The organism is Rhodovulum bhavnagarense (genome assembly GCF_004343505.1).
GTDB lineage: Bacteria > Pseudomonadota > Alphaproteobacteria > Rhodobacterales > Rhodobacteraceae > Rhodovulum > Rhodovulum bhavnagarense.
Map to the genome: position 1 here is coordinate 1 of NZ_SLXU01000009.1, position 14,794 is coordinate 14,794.

The following is a 14,794-nucleotide window of genomic DNA, read 5'->3' on the forward strand; positions in this document are numbered from 1 at the left end:
TAGTCTCCATGGAGAAACTCCACCCCTGTCATCCAACAGGAAAGGACTCGCAGAACCGGAAAATCACAGGAAGGTGGGGACAGAACACCGTTTACATTCCTCGAAGCGCTTGGGGTTGTCGAGGATGAGCGCGATGCGGCCCGCGCAGAGGCTGAGGCAGCCCAGGCCAAGGTGACCGAACTCGCCCAGGCGCTTGCCGCGTCCGAAAAGGCCCTCCATGAGGCGAATGCCAGGCTGGGCGAGCGCGACGAAATCGTGAAACTCTTGTCGGCTGCATCCAGGACATCCAGCAAGGCCCGCAGCTCGAAAACGACAGGCAGGTCGAAGGGCGACGGCGAGCAGGATGAGGGCAGCGAGGGGAATGAACCCCCGCTGCCGCTGTAGGCTTAACGTGTACGGACCCGATCGCGGACCTTTCGTTTCACCTGGATCGGTTCTGAATCGCTGTCGGTATGGAGCATTGCGCGATCCGGTGCCTTGGCGCGCTCTGTCTGGTGGCGGCCGGTCTCCAGGTCCAGCCCGCGCTGCTCGGCTTCGAACGCACAGACCTGCTCTCCACGCCGGAAACAGGCCCGAAGATCAGGATCATCCTCGCAGAGCAGGGTGGCATCGCGGCTGGCCGCGAAGGTACGCTTAGGGGGCAAGCACTGTGTGAGTTGATTGGACCTTGCACGCTGCTTCAAGCTCTCGAACATAGAATGAGATCGCTGTCACTCCGTTCTGAAACAAGGGTACCCGTGACCGAGGCCGCGGGATAAGTGTGTCCTGAGAAAGGGGGAGCTTGGCCATCAGCTGATTTGTACAACAGGGCCCTGCTCATGTGACAAGGCTGAACAAAAAATTTTTCTATCAGCCTGTTGGGTGTGCCCAATCCTGACGGCTCTTGCACAATGCAAGTGCGATGGAGACCAGCTTTCTGGCGACGGCGGTTACGAACTCAGGCATTTTGACGACCGGTATTCTATTTTCGAGCGGGCCGATCCCCTGATAGAAAAGAGAATTGCGGTGCTCTCTGGCAGGTGACCCGGACAGCGGCGGTGTTTTCCGCGCAAAGGACTGCCAGAGCACCACGGTCGCCCCGAACTCAAGGCATTCGGCCGTATGACGGCACTCTGCTAGATAGATGGCACCGCAAGCCAGCGAGACCCGCTGCTTCGTCTTGGTTGTCTTGGGCGCCCACACCAGACTTTCTACCGGCCACCTTGCGCGGGTGTTCGGGATCGAGACTGTGCTTCACTGGCGACTCGACGTCTCGTTTCAAAAGGACGCCGCCAGCAACCGAATGGATAACGGCCCCGCATCTGGGCGGGGCCGCCGCTTGCCGCGATGGGCAGTCCGACTGATTACGGCTTGACCGCAAAGAACATCGTCTCGCCCGAGTGGTCGTCCACACCATCATTGTCGGTGGAAACCCACATCGTGCCGTCCTCGGCGATGGCCAGGCCCTCGACCTTGTCCAGCACATAGCCGCCGGTGGCGGTCAGGTCGGACAACAGGTCGCGGACCAGTTCCTTGGAGACCACCGGCAGGTCACCGCCCAAGGGCGCGGGCTGCATCTGGGCCAGCGGGATGCGGTAGATCTTCTTGGTCACCGCGCGGAAATCGTGCTGGTTGTCACGTTCCACCACATAGACGTAATCGCCATGGGCGGTGATTTCAGACAGACCGACCCAGCCTTTTTCCGGCTGCGCCTTTTCATAACGCACCGCGCCCCATTCGCCGGTCTCGATATTGTAGGCGACGAGTTTGACGTGGTTCTTCGGGTCGTCCTTCCACTCGCGTTGAACGGCCATCCACAGGGTGTCGCCCACCTTGGTGATGCCCTCGAAGCCAAAGCGCTTTTCCACGGCCATCAGGTCGGCGGGCAGGCCGATCTCTTTCTTTATCTCGCCGCTGGCGTTGACGTGATAGAGCGCATGGGGAACCACACGGTCGGTGCGGCCTTCCGAGGCCACCCAGAACCCGCCCTGGCCGTCCAGCGTGATCCCTTCGAGGTCCAGCTTCTGCGCCGGACGACCGGCACGGGTGATGCGGATCGCATCGACGATCTGCGCGGGCGTCTGGGTGGTGTCGATCTTGAAGATCGTCGGCTGGTAGCCGTAAAAGCTGTCGTTCACGGCCCAGACGATACCGCCCTCATCCGCGACCATCCCAGAAATCGCACCCCAGCCGGTCAGTTCGTCCATCCCGGCGCTGGTCAGGTGCGGGTAGACCGCCGGGGCATCCTGATATTCGAAGATCATCACATGGGCGCGCACGCCGCCATCTTCGATCAGGTCGGCCTCGTTGGCGGAAATCAGCAGGTTGCGTTCGGGGATCACGACATAGCCTTCCGGCCCGACGCCCGAGGGCAGCAACTGGGTCAGTTCGGGGTTGGCCGGGTCGGTCACGTCATAGACGCCCACGACCGACGCACGCTCGGCGCCCACGAAGACCATCGGCGTGCCGCCGAAGGTGCCGAAGGTCACCGATTCCGGCTCCACGCCCTTCGCATCCGAGCGCTTGTCCGGGTAGTGGCCGATCTGCACGATGGCATGTTCGAAGCTGGTGCCGCTTTCATAGACCACGTCACCGTTCTGGCTGAAGATGGTCCAGCCGCGCGAGCCGCCTTCGTAATCGCCTTCGTTGGCGGTGGCGAAATGGCTGTCGTCGATCCAGGTCACGGCGTCGGGCTCGCGCTTGCGGCCCTGCTGGGACTCGGTGAAGATCAGCGCGCCGCGCTCGTCGGTGGCGTCGATGCCCTCCAGGTCGACCGCGCCGGCAGAGAAGTGCGACAGCACCTCGCCGTTCTTCGACACGACCACAAGGTGGTTGTTTTCCTGCAGGGTGACGACAACCTCGCCCTCGGCATTGATCGAGACATATTCGGGCTCCGGATCGCTGGGTGCGACCTCGGCCAGGCCGGTCAGGTCCACGGTCTTGATGCCGCCGCAATCCAGGTTGCCGCGTTTCACCGGCACCAGTTGCAGCGACCCGGCGGGCATCTGCGGGATGATGCCGTCGTTCAGATCCTCGTCGCGTTCGTTCTCGATTGCCACGGCAAGAAAGCTTCCATCGGGGGATTTTGCAACGCTGTCGGGCTGGCCGGCCAGAGCGCATTCGCCGATCACATCGCCGCTGGCGGTGTCGATGGCGACCATCTTGCCCGAGGGATCGGTATAGCTGTCCGAGGTGTTCACCCCGGCAAAGGCGACGGTGCCGATCACGGCCACGCTGGTGGGTTCGCCATCCAGCGCGATGTTGCCCTTGGGGGCGGGGTTGGCCGGGTCGGTGATATCGATCATGCCCAGCACGCCCAGCGGGCTGTCGGTGTAGACCAGCGTCATGCCGTCCGCGGTGGTGTCGATGATCTCGGCCGAGCTTTCGCGGGTAATGTCCTCGCCGGCGGCCATGTTTTCCACCACCGGGAAAGAGGCGATGCGGTTGAAGTTCATTTCGGCGTTCGCAGTACCAGCGGCCAGCGCCAGAACCGATGTCAGGCCCAGAAGGCGTGCGGTCATGGGAATCCTCGTCGATAAATGACTATCCCTGCGTGATGGGGCTTGGGCGTAACAGGTGAGTGTCGGAAACATGTCGCTTTCGCGAAAGCGCAGGGACGGCCGTGTTGCTGGCCGATCTGTCAGCCCACCCGGAGCGGGTGCAGACGCCCCGGCATCGGGGTCCGGTCCGTCATCCCCGCGTTACGCCCGTATGCTCATTTGAGCATGAGAGGTGCGCTTATGGACAGACGATCAGCGATTCTCGCCGCGGCACAGCGGCAAGGGCGGGTCATGGTGGAGAGCCTGGCGATAGAATTGGGCGTGTCCGCCCACACGATCCGTCGCGACTTGAACGCCTTGTGCGAGGAATCGAAGCTGCGCCGCCTGCATGGCGGGGCAGAATTCATAGACGGCAGCGCCAACATGTCCTACGCCGCCCGCGCCGTCCTGCACCTAGAGGCCAAGCAGGCCATCGGGCGGGTGGTGGCAGGGTTGGTGCCGGATGGCGCGACGGTCTTCATCTCTATCGGGACGACACCGGCCATCGTCGCCCAGGCCCTGACTGGCAAAGAGGCGTTGACAGTCGTCACCAACAACCTGAACGCCGCGATGGCGTTGTCTGAGAATACCACGAACCGGATCGTCCTGCCCGGCGGCGAGATGCGGTTGCCCGACCGCGATTTCCTGGATGCAGCGGCGATCGGGGTCTTTTCGGCCTATCGGGCCGATATCGGGATCTACGGGGTGGGCGGCATCGACAGCGACGGCAGCCTGCTGGATTTCCACGAACCCGAGGTGCGCGCGCGCGAACGGATCCGGGCGAACAGCCGGCGCTCTATCCTGGTGGCCGACAGCACCAAGTTCGGCCGCCGCGCCGCCGCCGTGGGCGGGCGGTTGGCCGATCAGGACCTGGTCGTGCTGGACCGCCGTCCGCAGGATGCCTTTGGCGCGCTGGTCGATCCGCTGGGCAACCGGCTGATCGTGGCCGCCGAAGCGGAGGCCCCCGCATGAGTGACCCCGCCTATGTCGCGCTTGACGGCGTCACCCGGCAATGGGGCGGACGGGGCGGCGTTGCCGATGTCTCGCTCGACGTGGCAGAGGGCAGCTTCGTTTCGGTCCTTGGTCCCTCCGGGTGCGGGAAATCCACGCTCTTGCGCCTGATCTCGGGGCTTGAAACGCCAGAGGCCGGCAGCATCCACATAAATGGCCGGGAGGTAACGCATCTTCAGGCCTCAGGGCGGGGACTGTCGATGGTGTTTCAGTCCTATGCACTGTTTCCCCATCTCAGCGTGCGCGAGAATATCCTGTTCGGCATGCGTGTGCGCCGCGTGCCACGCAACGCGCGGGACGAAAAGCTGGCCGAGGCGGTGGCGATGCTGGGGCTCGAAGGGCTTGAGGGGCGCAAGCCCGCCGCCCTGTCGGGCGGCCAGCGCCAGCGCGTGGCACTGGCCCGTGCCGTGGTCTCGGGCCATCCGCTGTGTCTGATGGACGAGCCGCTGTCGAACCTCGACGCCAAGCTGCGCCATTCGGTGCGCCGTGATATCAAGGGGTTGCAACGGCGGCTGGGCCTGACAGTGATCTACGTCACCCACGACCAGACCGAGGCGATGTCGCTGTCCGACCAGGTCGTCCTGATGCGCGACGGCCGGGTCGAGCAGGTGGGCAGCCCGCGTGCGCTTTACGCCGATCCCGTCAGCACTTTCGCGGCTGAATTTATCGGCGACCCGCCGATGGCCATTATCGAGGGCGCAGCGTTGGGCGTGTCCGGCGCGCTGATCGGGTTGCGGCCCGAGCATCTGGCACTGGCGCCCTCTGGACAGGGCGACCTGACCGGGGTTGTGCGCGAGGTCGAGTACATGGGCGCCGAGACGCATCTGATCGTCGACCACCCGGCCGCCCGGGGGCTGATCCTGTCGGTGCCGGGCCATGCCGCGTGGCAGCCGGGCCAGGAGATCAGCCTGACGCTGCCGAAGGAACACCGGGTCCTTTTCGACGCCCAGACGGGCAAAGCCAAAAAGGACCCGCAGCAGGATTACGGGGGCGACCGTCGCCAAACAGCACCCCGTGATAGCCGAAAGGCACTTCAATCCCACCCGTCAACCGACTGAAGAGGAAGACCCATGCTTCGCCATGCACCTGCCGCCCTCATGCTTGCCGCGGGCACCGCGCTTGTCAATCCGGCCCAGGCCCAGACCGAACTGACCATGTATTACCCCATCGCCGTGGGTGGCCCGTTGACCCAGGTGGTCGACGGCATCGTGGCCGAGTTCGAAGAGGCCAACCCGGATATCAAGGTCAATGCGATCTATGCCGGCAACTACGACGACACCCGCATCAAGGCGCTGTCGGCGCTGAATTCGGGCGAACCGGCGCAGCTGGCCGTGATGTTCTCGATCGACGCCTACGATCTGATCGAGCAGGATCTGATCGTGCCCTTCGACGACGTGACCGACGACGCCGCGTGGCTGGACAGCTTTTACCCCGCGCTGATGGCCAACGGCCAGATCGAGGGCAAGACCTGGGGAGTGCCTTTCCAGCGTTCGACCATCGTGGCCTATTACAACAAGGACATGTTCCGCGCGGCGGGTCTGGACCCGGAAAAGGCGCCCACCACCTGGGACGAGATGGTCGAGATGGGCAAGGCGCTGACCACTGACGACCACTATGGCCTGATGATTCCCTCTACCGGCTATCCCTACTGGATGTTCCAGGCCCTTGCGATCCAGAACGGTAAGGAACTGATGTCGAACGACGGGCTGACCACCTATTTCGACGATCCGGCCGTGGTGGAAACGCTGGAGTTCTGGAAATCGCTGTCGGTCGAGCATGGCATCATGCCCGAGGGCACCGTGGAATGGGGCACCCTGCGCCAGGCCTTCCTTGAGGGCAAGACCGCGATGATGTGGCACTCCACCGGCAACCTGACCGCGGTCAAGAACAACGCCAGCTTCGATTTCGGCGTCGCCATGCTGCCCGCGAACGAGCGTCTGGGCTCGCCCACCGGCGGCGGCAATTTCTACCTTTTCAAGGACTCCACCGACGAAGAGAAAGCCGCCGCGCTGAAGCTGATCCAGTTCATGACTTCGCCGGAAAAGGCCGCCGAATGGTCGATCGCCACGGGTTACATGGGCGTCTCGCCTGCGGCCTATGAAACCGACGCGCTGAAAGCCTACACCGCCGAGTTCCCGCCGGCGCTGGTCGCTCGCGACCAGCTGGAACATGCGGTGGCCGAGTTCTCGACCTTTGAAACCGCGCGCGTGCGCGAAGGTCTGAACAACGCGATCCAGGCCGCCCTGACCGGCACCAAGTCGCCGGCCGAGGCCTTGGCCGAGGCGCAGGCCGCCGCCGAGCGTCTGCTGTCGGCCTATCGGTAAGACCCACCTCCGGCGCCGGGTCCGCCCGGCGCCGGTCCTTCAAGGTTGCACATGCCCGATCTTGCCGCCCTTCGCCGCCGCCGTCAGGCCATCCACGGATGGCTGCTCTTGACGCCTACGCTGGTGATGCTGACGACCTTTGCCTTTTACCCTACGGTGGCGACGGTCTGGACCAGCCTGTTTTCGCGGGGCACCCGGCGGCGGCCCACCGAGTTCGTAGGGTTGGAGAATTACCAGCGGCTCATCGACGACCCGACCTTCTGGCTGGTGGCCAAGAACAACCTGATCTACGCCGGCGTCACGATCCCGATTTCCATCGTGCTGGCGCTGGCCATGGCGCTGTGGGCCAATTCGAAGATCCCCGCCCGCAGCTTCGTGCGCACCGCCTATTTCACCCCCACGGTGCTGCCGATGATTGCGGCGGGCAACCTGTGGCTGTTCTTCTACACGCCCGGTTTCGGCGTGCTGGATCAGATCGGCGCGCTGTTCGGTGCGCCCTCCGTCAACTGGCTGGGCCAGCCCGAAACCGCGCTCTGGGCCGTCTGCGCGGTGACGATCTGGAAGGAAGCGGGGTTCTTCATGATCTTCTACCTCGCCGCGCTGCAAACCATCCCGCCCGACCTGAAAGAGGCCGCCCAGATCGAGGGCGCGTCGCGCTGGGCCTATACCCGCCGGATCGTGCTGCCGCTCTTGATGCCGACGACGCTGTTCATCCTGGTCAACGCGATGATCAACTCGGTGAAACTGATCGACCACCTGTTCATCCTGACCAAGGGCGGGCCGTCGGATGCCTCGAAACTGATCCTCTATTACATCTGGGAAAACGCCTTTGCCTTCTTCGACGCGCCCGCCGCGGCGGCGATGACCGTGCTGGTGCTGGGCGTTCTGGGGGCGCTGGCGGCCTTCCAGTTCTTCGTGATCGACCGCAGGACCCATTACCGATGAACGTGCTGCACCGCATCGAGCCCTTTCTGGCGCTGCTGCTGGCGGTGATCTGGATCTCGCCGCTGCTCTTCGCGTTCTGGGCGGCCTTTCACGCCAGCACGGATGCGGTGAACTTCAACCTGGCCGCGCCCTGGACGCTGGAGAATTTCCGCACCGCCTGGGACGGGGCACCCTGGCTGCGGTATTTCCTGAACTCGTTCCTTCTGGTCACCAGTGTTCTGATCGGACAATTCCTGCTGACGACCTTGGCCGGTTTCGGCTTTGCGCAGGTCGATTTCCGGGGCAAGGACGTTCTTTTCGTGCTGGTCCTGTTGCAGCTTTTCATCCTGCCCGAGGTGCTGATCGTCGAGAATTACAAGGTCGCCACACGACTGGGCCTGCTGGATACGATCCTGGGGATCGGGGCGCCTTACATGGCCTCGGCGTTCGGCATCTTCCTGATGCGGCAGGCATTCAAATCGGTGCCCAAGGAGTTGGACGAGGCCGCGCGGATCGAGGGCTGTTCGTTGTTGGGCGTACTCTGGCGCGTCTATGTGCCGGCGGCCCGGCCCACTTACCTAGCCTATGCGCTGGTCTCTATCTCGACCCACTGGAACAATTTTCTCTGGCCGCTGGTGGTCACCAACAACGAATCCAGCCGCCCGCTGACCGTGGGCCTGTCCATCTTCGGTGCGCCGGAAAACGGGGTTGATATCTCGGTGATCTCGGCGGCAACCGTCATGGTGATCGCGCCGCTTCTGGTGCTGTTCCTAGTGTTCCAGCGTCAGTTCGTGCAGGCGTTCCTGCGGGCGGGGATCAAGTAGCCGCCCGCAGGAATGTTCAGCCCCGCCGGATCGGGTTGGACCAGGCCCGCCGTCCGGCCCGGTCGATCAGCGTGACGCGCAGCCACGGGCTGCGGGCCACCCGCCCCAGCGCGATCTCTGCCCGGGTCAGGCTTTCGCCATGCAGCGCCTGCGCGGCGGAACCCGCGCCTTGCACGATCACGCTGGCCACGGCCGAGCTTTCGACCTGGATGGTGTCGCCCACAATCCGCAGGTCGTGGAAGGCCGGTCCCTGGGTGGCGTAGAACGCGCCGTCCTTCAGCGCCGCCAGCAACGCCTCGGGCGTGTTTTCGGCGGCCTTGACCATGACCCAGCCGCCGAAGAAATCCGGCTCGGTGAAATGGGCGTCATCGGTGGCCACCAGCGTCAGGTCGCGCCCCTCGGACAGCAGCAGGTCCAGCGTATGGAACCCGTCCGCGCGGTCCGCTCCGGTGGCGCAGCCGTGGTTGTAGACCTCGACCGCGTGGGCGGCCTGCAGGCTGCGCGCATCGGCCAGCGTCAGGCCGGACCATTGCGGATGGGCGATGGCGACAAAGGCCCCGGCCGCGCGCGCCCGTGCCGCGATCTCGGGGCCGGTTTCCTGCCCCTCGACAGGGTGAAAGCCCGGCGCATTGGCCGGGGCGAAATCGGCGGGCAGACCGACGGCCAGGATGTGCCACAGCTCGCCATTCTCCATCGCGCCGGAATGCAACTCGGCCCCGAGGATCGTGGTGAAGCCGTCACCGCGATAAGGCAGGGTATCGGCAATGGGATAGCCGTATTCGCCGACGAAATGATCCGTCAGCGCGATGAAGTCATAACCTTCCGCGCGATAGCGGCGGCAGACCTCGGCCGGGTCCAGCGCGCCGTCGGACAGGGTGGAATGGGTGTGCAGATTGCCCCGGAAGAACCGGCCGGGGCGGGCAAAGGCGGTGGGCTGCATCTGTTTCTCCGTGAGGTTATTCGGCGTCCAGCCGGTCGATCAGGGCGGGCAGGTCAGCCACCGTGTCGATCACATGGTCGGCGCCCGCGGCGCGCAGGATTTCCGTGGCCTTTGCCCGCAGCGCGTCGACCTCTTCCGCGGACATCGCCGCCAGCTCCTGTGGCGTCTTGCCGACCGCGTTGCCCGACAGCGCAACGCCCACGGTGACGCAGCCCGCCGCCACACCCTCGGCAATGCCGGGCGCGGTGTCGTCGACCTTCAGCACCGCGTGCGGCGGGTAGGCCACCAGATCGACGAAACACTGATACATGCCCAGCGGCCCCGGCCGCCCCTCGGGCAGGTCGTCGGCGCAGACCAGGTTATCGGGCGCATAGCCCTGTTCGGCGGCCCTGGGCAGCACGCGTTCCATGATCGAGCGGGTATAGCCGGTGGTCGAGCCGATCTTCATCCCCCGGGCGCGAAGGTTCTCCACCATCTCGACCGTGCCGGGGACCAGCTTGGCGTAATCGGCCACGACCTCTTCGTTCATCGGCACGAAGACCTTGTAGACCTTGTCGACATCGGCATCGGTAGGCGCGGCGCCGTATTTCGCCGCCCATTGCGCGGCAATCGCGGGCATGTCCATCATCGCCCGAATATGGTCCCATTTCGCGCTGCCCATGGGGGCGCGGGCCTGGGCGATCGTGGCCTCGATCCCGAATTCCGCAAAGGCCTTCACGAACACGCCCATGGGCGCGAAAGAGCCAAAGTCAATCGTCGTGCCTGCCCAGTCAAAGACAGCGGCCTTGAATTTGCTCATTTTCCTGTTCCTCAACTTGCCAGTTTCGAACGTTCGTCCAATGCCGCCTGGGGCGGTGCCGCGCTTGTTACGCCCATTTCCGCCAGAACCTCCCCGGCGGCGGCCACCACGCGGCGCATCACATGCTCGTCCAGCTGGCCGATGCAGCCGATGCGGAAACTGTCCACCACCGTCAGCTTGCCGGGGTAAAGGACGAAGCCCCGCGCCTTCATCGCGTCATAGAAGGTCGGGAAGTCGAAGGCCGGATCGGCAGGGCAAAAGAAGGTGATGATGATCGGCGACAGCCAGCGGTCTGCCAGCAGCGTCTCGAAGCCGAGGTCGCGCATCCCCTGGACCAGCACGTCGCGATTGCGCACGTAGCGCGCGCCGCGCCCCGCGACGCCGCCCTCTTCGGCATGGGCGCGCAGGGCCTCGACAAAGGCGGCGACCACATGGGTGGGCGGCGTGAACCGCCACTGTCCGGTCTTTTCCATGTGCGCCCATTGCGCATGCACATCCAGCGAGAGCGAGGCGCTGTTGCCCCTGGCCGCCGCCAGCGCGGTCTTTTTCGCAAGCACGAAGCCGAAGCCCGGCACGCCCTCGATGCACTTGTTGGCGGAGGACACCATCGCATCGAACTGCAGGCGGGCGGGTTCCAGCGGGACCGCGCCAAAGGCCGACATGGAATCGATCAGCAACACCCGGCCCGCGGCGGCGACAGCGTCGGAAATCTCCTCGATCGGGTTCAGGATGCCCGAGGAAGTTTCGCAATGGACCGCCACCACATGGGTGATCGCGGGGTCGCCCGCCAGGATCTGCGCCACCTCGGCCCCGCGTGGCGGCAGGTAATCGCCCTTGTCCAGAACCACGTGATCGCGCCCCAGATAGCGTAGGGTTTCGGCCGCGCGCAGCCCGTAGGCGCCATTGGCCAGCACCAGCGCCTTGCCATCGCGCGGGATGAAGCTGCCCAGCATCGCCTCGACCGCGAAGCTGCCCGAGCCCTGCATCGGGACGCAGTCATAGGCCTCATGCCCCGCGCCCAGCAGCCCCACCAGCCGGGTGCGCATCTCGGCGGTCAGGGCGCGGAAATCGTCGTCCCAACTGCCCCAGTCGCGCAGCATCGCCTGTTTCACCTCATAGGCGGTGGTCAGCGGGCCGGGGGTCAACAGGTAGGGTTCGCCCAGCCGCGGGCCGGGCAGCGGATCGTGCGGTGCCATCTTTCTTCCTTCTATTCGGCGGCCTTGGCCTGCGCGCGGGTGAAGTCGAACGCTTCGGCGAAATGGCAGGCGACGTAATGGTCCGGCGCGATCTCGCGCCAGTCCGGTTCGCGCGCGGCGCATTCGGGCCGTGCATGGGGGCAGCGGGTGCGGAACCGGCACCCCGAGGGCGCGTCCAGCGGGTTGGGGATTTCCCCCTCCAGCTTGATCGGGTCGAAGGCCGCGTCCGGGTCGGCCTGCGGGATCGCGGATAACAGCGCGTGGGTGTAGGGGTGGCGCGGGGTGAAGAACAGCCGGTCGGTGGGGGCGTATTCCACGAACTTGCCGACATACATCACCGCGACCCGGTGGCTCATCTGCGCGACCACGCTCAGATCATGGGCGATGAACAGGAAGGCCACGCCCATCTCGTCCTGCAGATCCTTCAGCAGGTTCACGATTTCCGCCTGGATCGACACGTCCAGCGCGGAAACGCTTTCGTCGCAGACCACGAAATCGGGGCGCGAGACCAGCGCGCGGGCGATGCAGATCCGCTGCCGCTGGCCACCGGAAAAGGCATGGGGGAACCGGCGCAGATGTTCGAGGTTCAGCTTGCAGCGCGCCGCGATCTCGCGAACCCTGGCGTCGATCTCGGCGCGGTTCTTCATCATGCCCGAGGCCACCAGCGGCTCGGCGATGATGTCGCGCACGGTCATGCGGGGGTTCAGGCTGGAATAGGGGTCCTGGAACACCAGGCTCATGCGCGACCGGAACAGCCGCAGTCGGTCCTGCGCCATGGAAGAAAGCTGCACCGGCCCCTCGGCGAAAATCATGTTCATATGGGTGCGAAAGCGGCGCAAATCCTCGCCCTCGGCATGGGCCACGTCCACGTCGCGGGTATGGGTGTGAAAGATCACCTCGCCGTCCGAGGGGTCGATTGCCCGCAGGATCGCGCGGCCCACTGTTGTCTTGCCCGAGCCGGATTCGCCCACCAGCCCGACGGTCTCGCCGCGCTTGATGTCGAAGCTGACATCGTCCACAGCGGCGAGTTCCCGTACCTCGGTGCGGAACAGCTTGCGGGTCGTCACGGGGAAGCGGACAGAAAGATTCCGGACTTCGATCAGCGTGTCGGTCATGCCGCGCTCCTTCCCGCCTCGTCATGCAGCCAGCAGCGGACCGCGCGGCCCGGTTCAGGTGCGATTTCGCGCGGGGTGCGCGCGCTGCAAAGCCCGGCGATGGCATGCACGCAGCGCGTGTGAAACGGGCAGCCGGTGGGCCGCTCGGTCGGGCTGGGAATGTCGCCCGGCACCGGGGTCATCCGCGCGTTCAGCCGGTCGAGGCTGGGGATCGCAGCCAGCAGCCCCTGGGTATAGGGGTGCTTGGGGTCGCGGATGACCTCGGCCGTGGGGCCGCGTTCGACGATGGTGCCCAGATACATCACGGCCACGTCCTGCGCGATCTGCGCGATCACGCCCAGATCGTGGGTGATGAAGATCATCCCCATCCCCAGGTCACGCTGCAATTCGCGCATCAGGTCCAGCACCTGCGCCTGGATCGTCACGTCCAGCGCGGTGGTGGGTTCGTCCGCGATCAGCAGCGCGGGGCCGGCCGACAGGGCCAGCGCGATCATCGCGCGCTGGCGCATCCCGCCCGACATTTCGTGCGGATACTGGTCGATGCGGGTGGCGGGGTCCGACAGACCCACACGCTCCAGCATCGCGATGGCGATCTCGCGGGCCTGTCGCTTGTTGGGTTCCCGGTGCAGCCGGATCGCCTCGATCATCTGGTTGCCGATCGTGTAGACCGGGCTGAAACTGGCCATCGGTTCCTGGAAGATCATGCCGATCTCGCCCCCGCGCAGGCGGCGGATGGCGCGCGAGCGCGGGTCGAGCTTCTCGACCTCGACCCGCTGGCCGTCCTTGGCGGTGTAGTGCATCCGCGTGTCCGGTGCGATCACCGCGCTGCCGGGCAGAAGCCGCATCACCGCCTTGGTGGACACCGACTTGCCCGAGCCGGATTCGCCCACCAAGCCCAGTGTCCGGCCCTTCTGGACCGAGAAACTGACATCCTGCACCGGGGTGATCAGCCCCTCGTCGGTGCGAAAGGAAATCGTCAGGTTTTCGACGGTCAGCAGATCGCCCATCACCGCGCCTCCGAATAGGGGTCGGCCGCGTCGCGCAGCCCGTCGCCGATCACCGTAAAGGCCAGCACCGCCACCACCACGAAGCCCGCGGGGATGAACAGCCACGGCGTCTGCTCGATCACCCGCACCGATTGCGCCTGTTGCAGCATCACGCCCCAGGAGACCGAGGGCGGGCGCAGGCCCAGCCCGACAAAGGACAGCGCGGTTTCGGACAGGATCATGTAGGGAAATGAGATCACCAGATCGACGATGATGAAGCTGGTAAAGCTGGGCAGCATGTGCTGGCCGATGATCCGCGAGGGCCGCGCCCCGGCCAGGCGGGCGGCGACCACGTAATCCTCGTTCCGGATGGACAACAGCTGGCTGCGGATGCGGCGGGCCAGCGTCGGCCAGCCGAACAGGCCCAGGATCAGGGTCATCGCGAAATAGACCTGCGTGGTGGACCATTCGGGTGGCATCGCGGCCGCGAGCCCCATGTAAAGCGGGATGATCGGCACGACGCGGACAACCTCTGTCACGCGCTGGATACCTCCGTCCACCCGGCCGCCCGCATAGCCCGCCGTGCCCCCGATGATCAGCGCCAGCACGAAAGAGATCAGCACCCCCATCACCCCGATGGAAAGCGAGGTGCGCGTGGCGTAGATCGTGCGCGAGAACACGTCGCGCCCCAGGTCGTCGGTGCCCCAGAGATGCAGCCGCGCCTTGTCGTGGTCGAGGCCGAAGAGGTGGATGTCGGTCGGGATCACGCCGAACAGCCGAACCTGTTCGCCGCGCGCCAGAAAGCTGACATAGACCCGCGTTTCGGGGTCGGGCACGGAAATGGCGCGCAGGGTGATCGGATCGCGTTCCGTCTTGATGCCGTGGACGAAGGGGCGGATCGAACAGCCCTGCCGGTCGCAGAACATCGGCAGTTGCGGCGGCCCGTCAAGATAGGAGGCGTTGCGCGAGGTCGGCCCATAGGGCGCGACGACCTCGGCAAAGACGCCCATCAGGGCCATGATCCCCAGGATGGTGGCCGCGACCATGGCCGCACGGTGACGGCGGAAGCGCCACCAGATCAGCGTCCATTGCGAGGCCGAGTAATAGCGCAGGCGCTGCGCCTCGTCGCGGTCGGGTTTCGCGGTGTCGGTCATCGC

At 65.3% G+C, this 14,794-nt stretch carries 13 protein-coding genes; 6 read left to right on the plus strand and 7 right to left on the minus strand.

The annotated features are described in order from the left end of the window. The first annotated feature begins 171 nt into the window (after positions 1-171). Positions 172-384: a hypothetical protein gene (locus EV663_RS09945; RefSeq protein ID WP_132951651.1), complete on the plus strand. Its 213-nt coding sequence runs from the start codon at positions 172-174 to the stop codon at positions 382-384. 959 nt (positions 385-1,343) lie between these two features. Here the strand turns inward: EV663_RS09945 and EV663_RS09950 are convergent. After that, positions 1,344-3,500 (minus strand): esterase-like activity of phytase family protein, encoded by a 2,157-nt coding sequence (locus tag EV663_RS09950; protein WP_132951652.1) that lies wholly within the window; start codon positions 3,498-3,500, stop codon positions 1,344-1,346. A 219-nt stretch (positions 3,501-3,719) separates the two neighbouring features. Here EV663_RS09950 and EV663_RS09955 point away from each other — a divergent pair, with 219 nt between their 5' ends. Genes EV663_RS09955 through EV663_RS09975 form a run of 5 tightly spaced genes read left to right on the plus strand, consistent with a single transcriptional unit; the run spans position 3,720 to position 8,601 of the window. Then, complete coding sequence (locus EV663_RS09955; protein ID WP_243697930.1) at positions 3,720-4,490, plus strand: DeoR/GlpR family DNA-binding transcription regulator; 771 nt, start codon at positions 3,720-3,722, stop codon at positions 4,488-4,490. Then, the gene (locus EV663_RS09960; RefSeq protein ID WP_132951654.1) at positions 4,487-5,587 is read left to right on the plus strand and encodes an ABC transporter ATP-binding protein; all 1,101 of its coding nucleotides are present in this window, start codon (positions 4,487-4,489) and stop codon (positions 5,585-5,587) included. Before EV663_RS09955 ends, EV663_RS09960 begins: the two co-directional genes overlap by 4 nt. A gap of 12 nt (positions 5,588-5,599) precedes the next feature. Beyond that, complete coding sequence (locus EV663_RS09965; RefSeq protein WP_132951655.1) at positions 5,600-6,853, plus strand: ABC transporter substrate-binding protein; 1,254 nt, start codon at positions 5,600-5,602, stop codon at positions 6,851-6,853. A 51-nt stretch (positions 6,854-6,904) separates the two neighbouring features. Beyond that, the gene (locus EV663_RS09970) at positions 6,905-7,798 is read left to right on the plus strand and encodes a carbohydrate ABC transporter permease (protein ID WP_132951656.1); all 894 of its coding nucleotides are present in this window, start codon (positions 6,905-6,907) and stop codon (positions 7,796-7,798) included. Further along, entirely contained in the window at positions 7,795-8,601 is an 807-nt protein-coding gene (locus EV663_RS09975) for a carbohydrate ABC transporter permease (protein WP_132951657.1), read from the plus strand. Before EV663_RS09970 ends, EV663_RS09975 begins: the two co-directional genes overlap by 4 nt. 16 nt (positions 8,602-8,617) lie before the next feature. Here the strand turns inward: EV663_RS09975 and EV663_RS09980 are convergent, their stop codons facing one another. Genes EV663_RS09980 through EV663_RS10005 form a run of 6 tightly spaced genes read right to left on the minus strand, consistent with a single transcriptional unit; the run spans position 8,618 to position 14,791 of the window. Further along, complete coding sequence (locus EV663_RS09980; protein ID WP_132951658.1) at positions 8,618-9,541, minus strand: PHP domain-containing protein; 924 nt, start codon at positions 9,539-9,541, stop codon at positions 8,618-8,620. Positions 9,542-9,557: 16 nt separating this feature from the next. Then, positions 9,558-10,340, minus strand: coding sequence for a phosphonoacetaldehyde hydrolase (gene phnX / locus EV663_RS09985; protein WP_132951659.1), 783 nt, complete (start codon positions 10,338-10,340; stop codon positions 9,558-9,560). 11 nt (positions 10,341-10,351) lie between these two features. After that, complete coding sequence (locus EV663_RS09990; protein WP_132951660.1) at positions 10,352-11,536, minus strand: 2-aminoethylphosphonate--pyruvate transaminase; 1,185 nt, start codon at positions 11,534-11,536, stop codon at positions 10,352-10,354. An 11-nt stretch (positions 11,537-11,547) separates the two neighbouring features. Continuing rightward, on the minus strand, positions 11,548-12,651 hold the full coding sequence (locus EV663_RS09995; RefSeq protein WP_132951661.1) for an ABC transporter ATP-binding protein: 1,104 nt from the start codon (positions 12,649-12,651) through the stop codon (positions 11,548-11,550). Beyond that, positions 12,648-13,658, minus strand: a complete 1,011-nt coding sequence (locus EV663_RS10000) for an ABC transporter ATP-binding protein (protein WP_243697931.1) — start codon at positions 13,656-13,658, stop codon at positions 12,648-12,650. Before EV663_RS10000 ends, EV663_RS09995 begins: the two co-directional genes overlap by 4 nt. Continuing rightward, entirely contained in the window at positions 13,658-14,791 is a 1,134-nt protein-coding gene (locus EV663_RS10005; protein ID WP_132951662.1) for an ABC transporter permease, read from the minus strand. The genes EV663_RS10000 and EV663_RS10005 overlap by 1 nt, the downstream gene beginning before the upstream one ends. Positions 14,792-14,794 lie beyond the last annotated feature (3 nt).

Excerpts from the sequence above, each read along its gene's own strand:
- EV663_RS09950 (WP_132951652.1), bottom strand. The coding sequence starts at position 3,500 with ATGACCGCACGCCTTCTGGGCCTGACATCGGTTCTGGCGCTGGCCGCT.
- EV663_RS09955 (WP_243697930.1), top strand. The coding sequence starts at position 3,720 with ATGGACAGACGATCAGCGATTCTCGCCGCGGCACAGCGGCAAGGGCGG.
- EV663_RS09960 (WP_132951654.1), top strand. The coding sequence starts at position 4,487 with ATGAGTGACCCCGCCTATGTCGCGCTTGACGGCGTCACCCGGCAATGG.
- EV663_RS09965 (WP_132951655.1), top strand. The coding sequence starts at position 5,600 with ATGCTTCGCCATGCACCTGCCGCCCTCATGCTTGCCGCGGGCACCGCG.
- EV663_RS09970 (WP_132951656.1), top strand. The coding sequence starts at position 6,905 with ATGCCCGATCTTGCCGCCCTTCGCCGCCGCCGTCAGGCCATCCACGGA.
- EV663_RS09975 (WP_132951657.1), top strand. The coding sequence starts at position 7,795 with ATGAACGTGCTGCACCGCATCGAGCCCTTTCTGGCGCTGCTGCTGGCG.
- EV663_RS09980 (WP_132951658.1), bottom strand. The coding sequence starts at position 9,541 with ATGCAGCCCACCGCCTTTGCCCGCCCCGGCCGGTTCTTCCGGGGCAAT.
- phnX (WP_132951659.1), bottom strand. The coding sequence starts at position 10,340 with ATGAGCAAATTCAAGGCCGCTGTCTTTGACTGGGCAGGCACGACGATT.
- EV663_RS09990 (WP_132951660.1), bottom strand. The coding sequence starts at position 11,536 with ATGGCACCGCACGATCCGCTGCCCGGCCCGCGGCTGGGCGAACCCTAC.
- EV663_RS09995 (WP_132951661.1), bottom strand. The coding sequence starts at position 12,651 with ATGACCGACACGCTGATCGAAGTCCGGAATCTTTCTGTCCGCTTCCCC.
- EV663_RS10000 (WP_243697931.1), bottom strand. The coding sequence starts at position 13,658 with ATGGGCGATCTGCTGACCGTCGAAAACCTGACGATTTCCTTTCGCACC.
- EV663_RS10005 (WP_132951662.1), bottom strand. The coding sequence starts at position 14,791 with ATGACCGACACCGCGAAACCCGACCGCGACGAGGCGCAGCGCCTGCGC.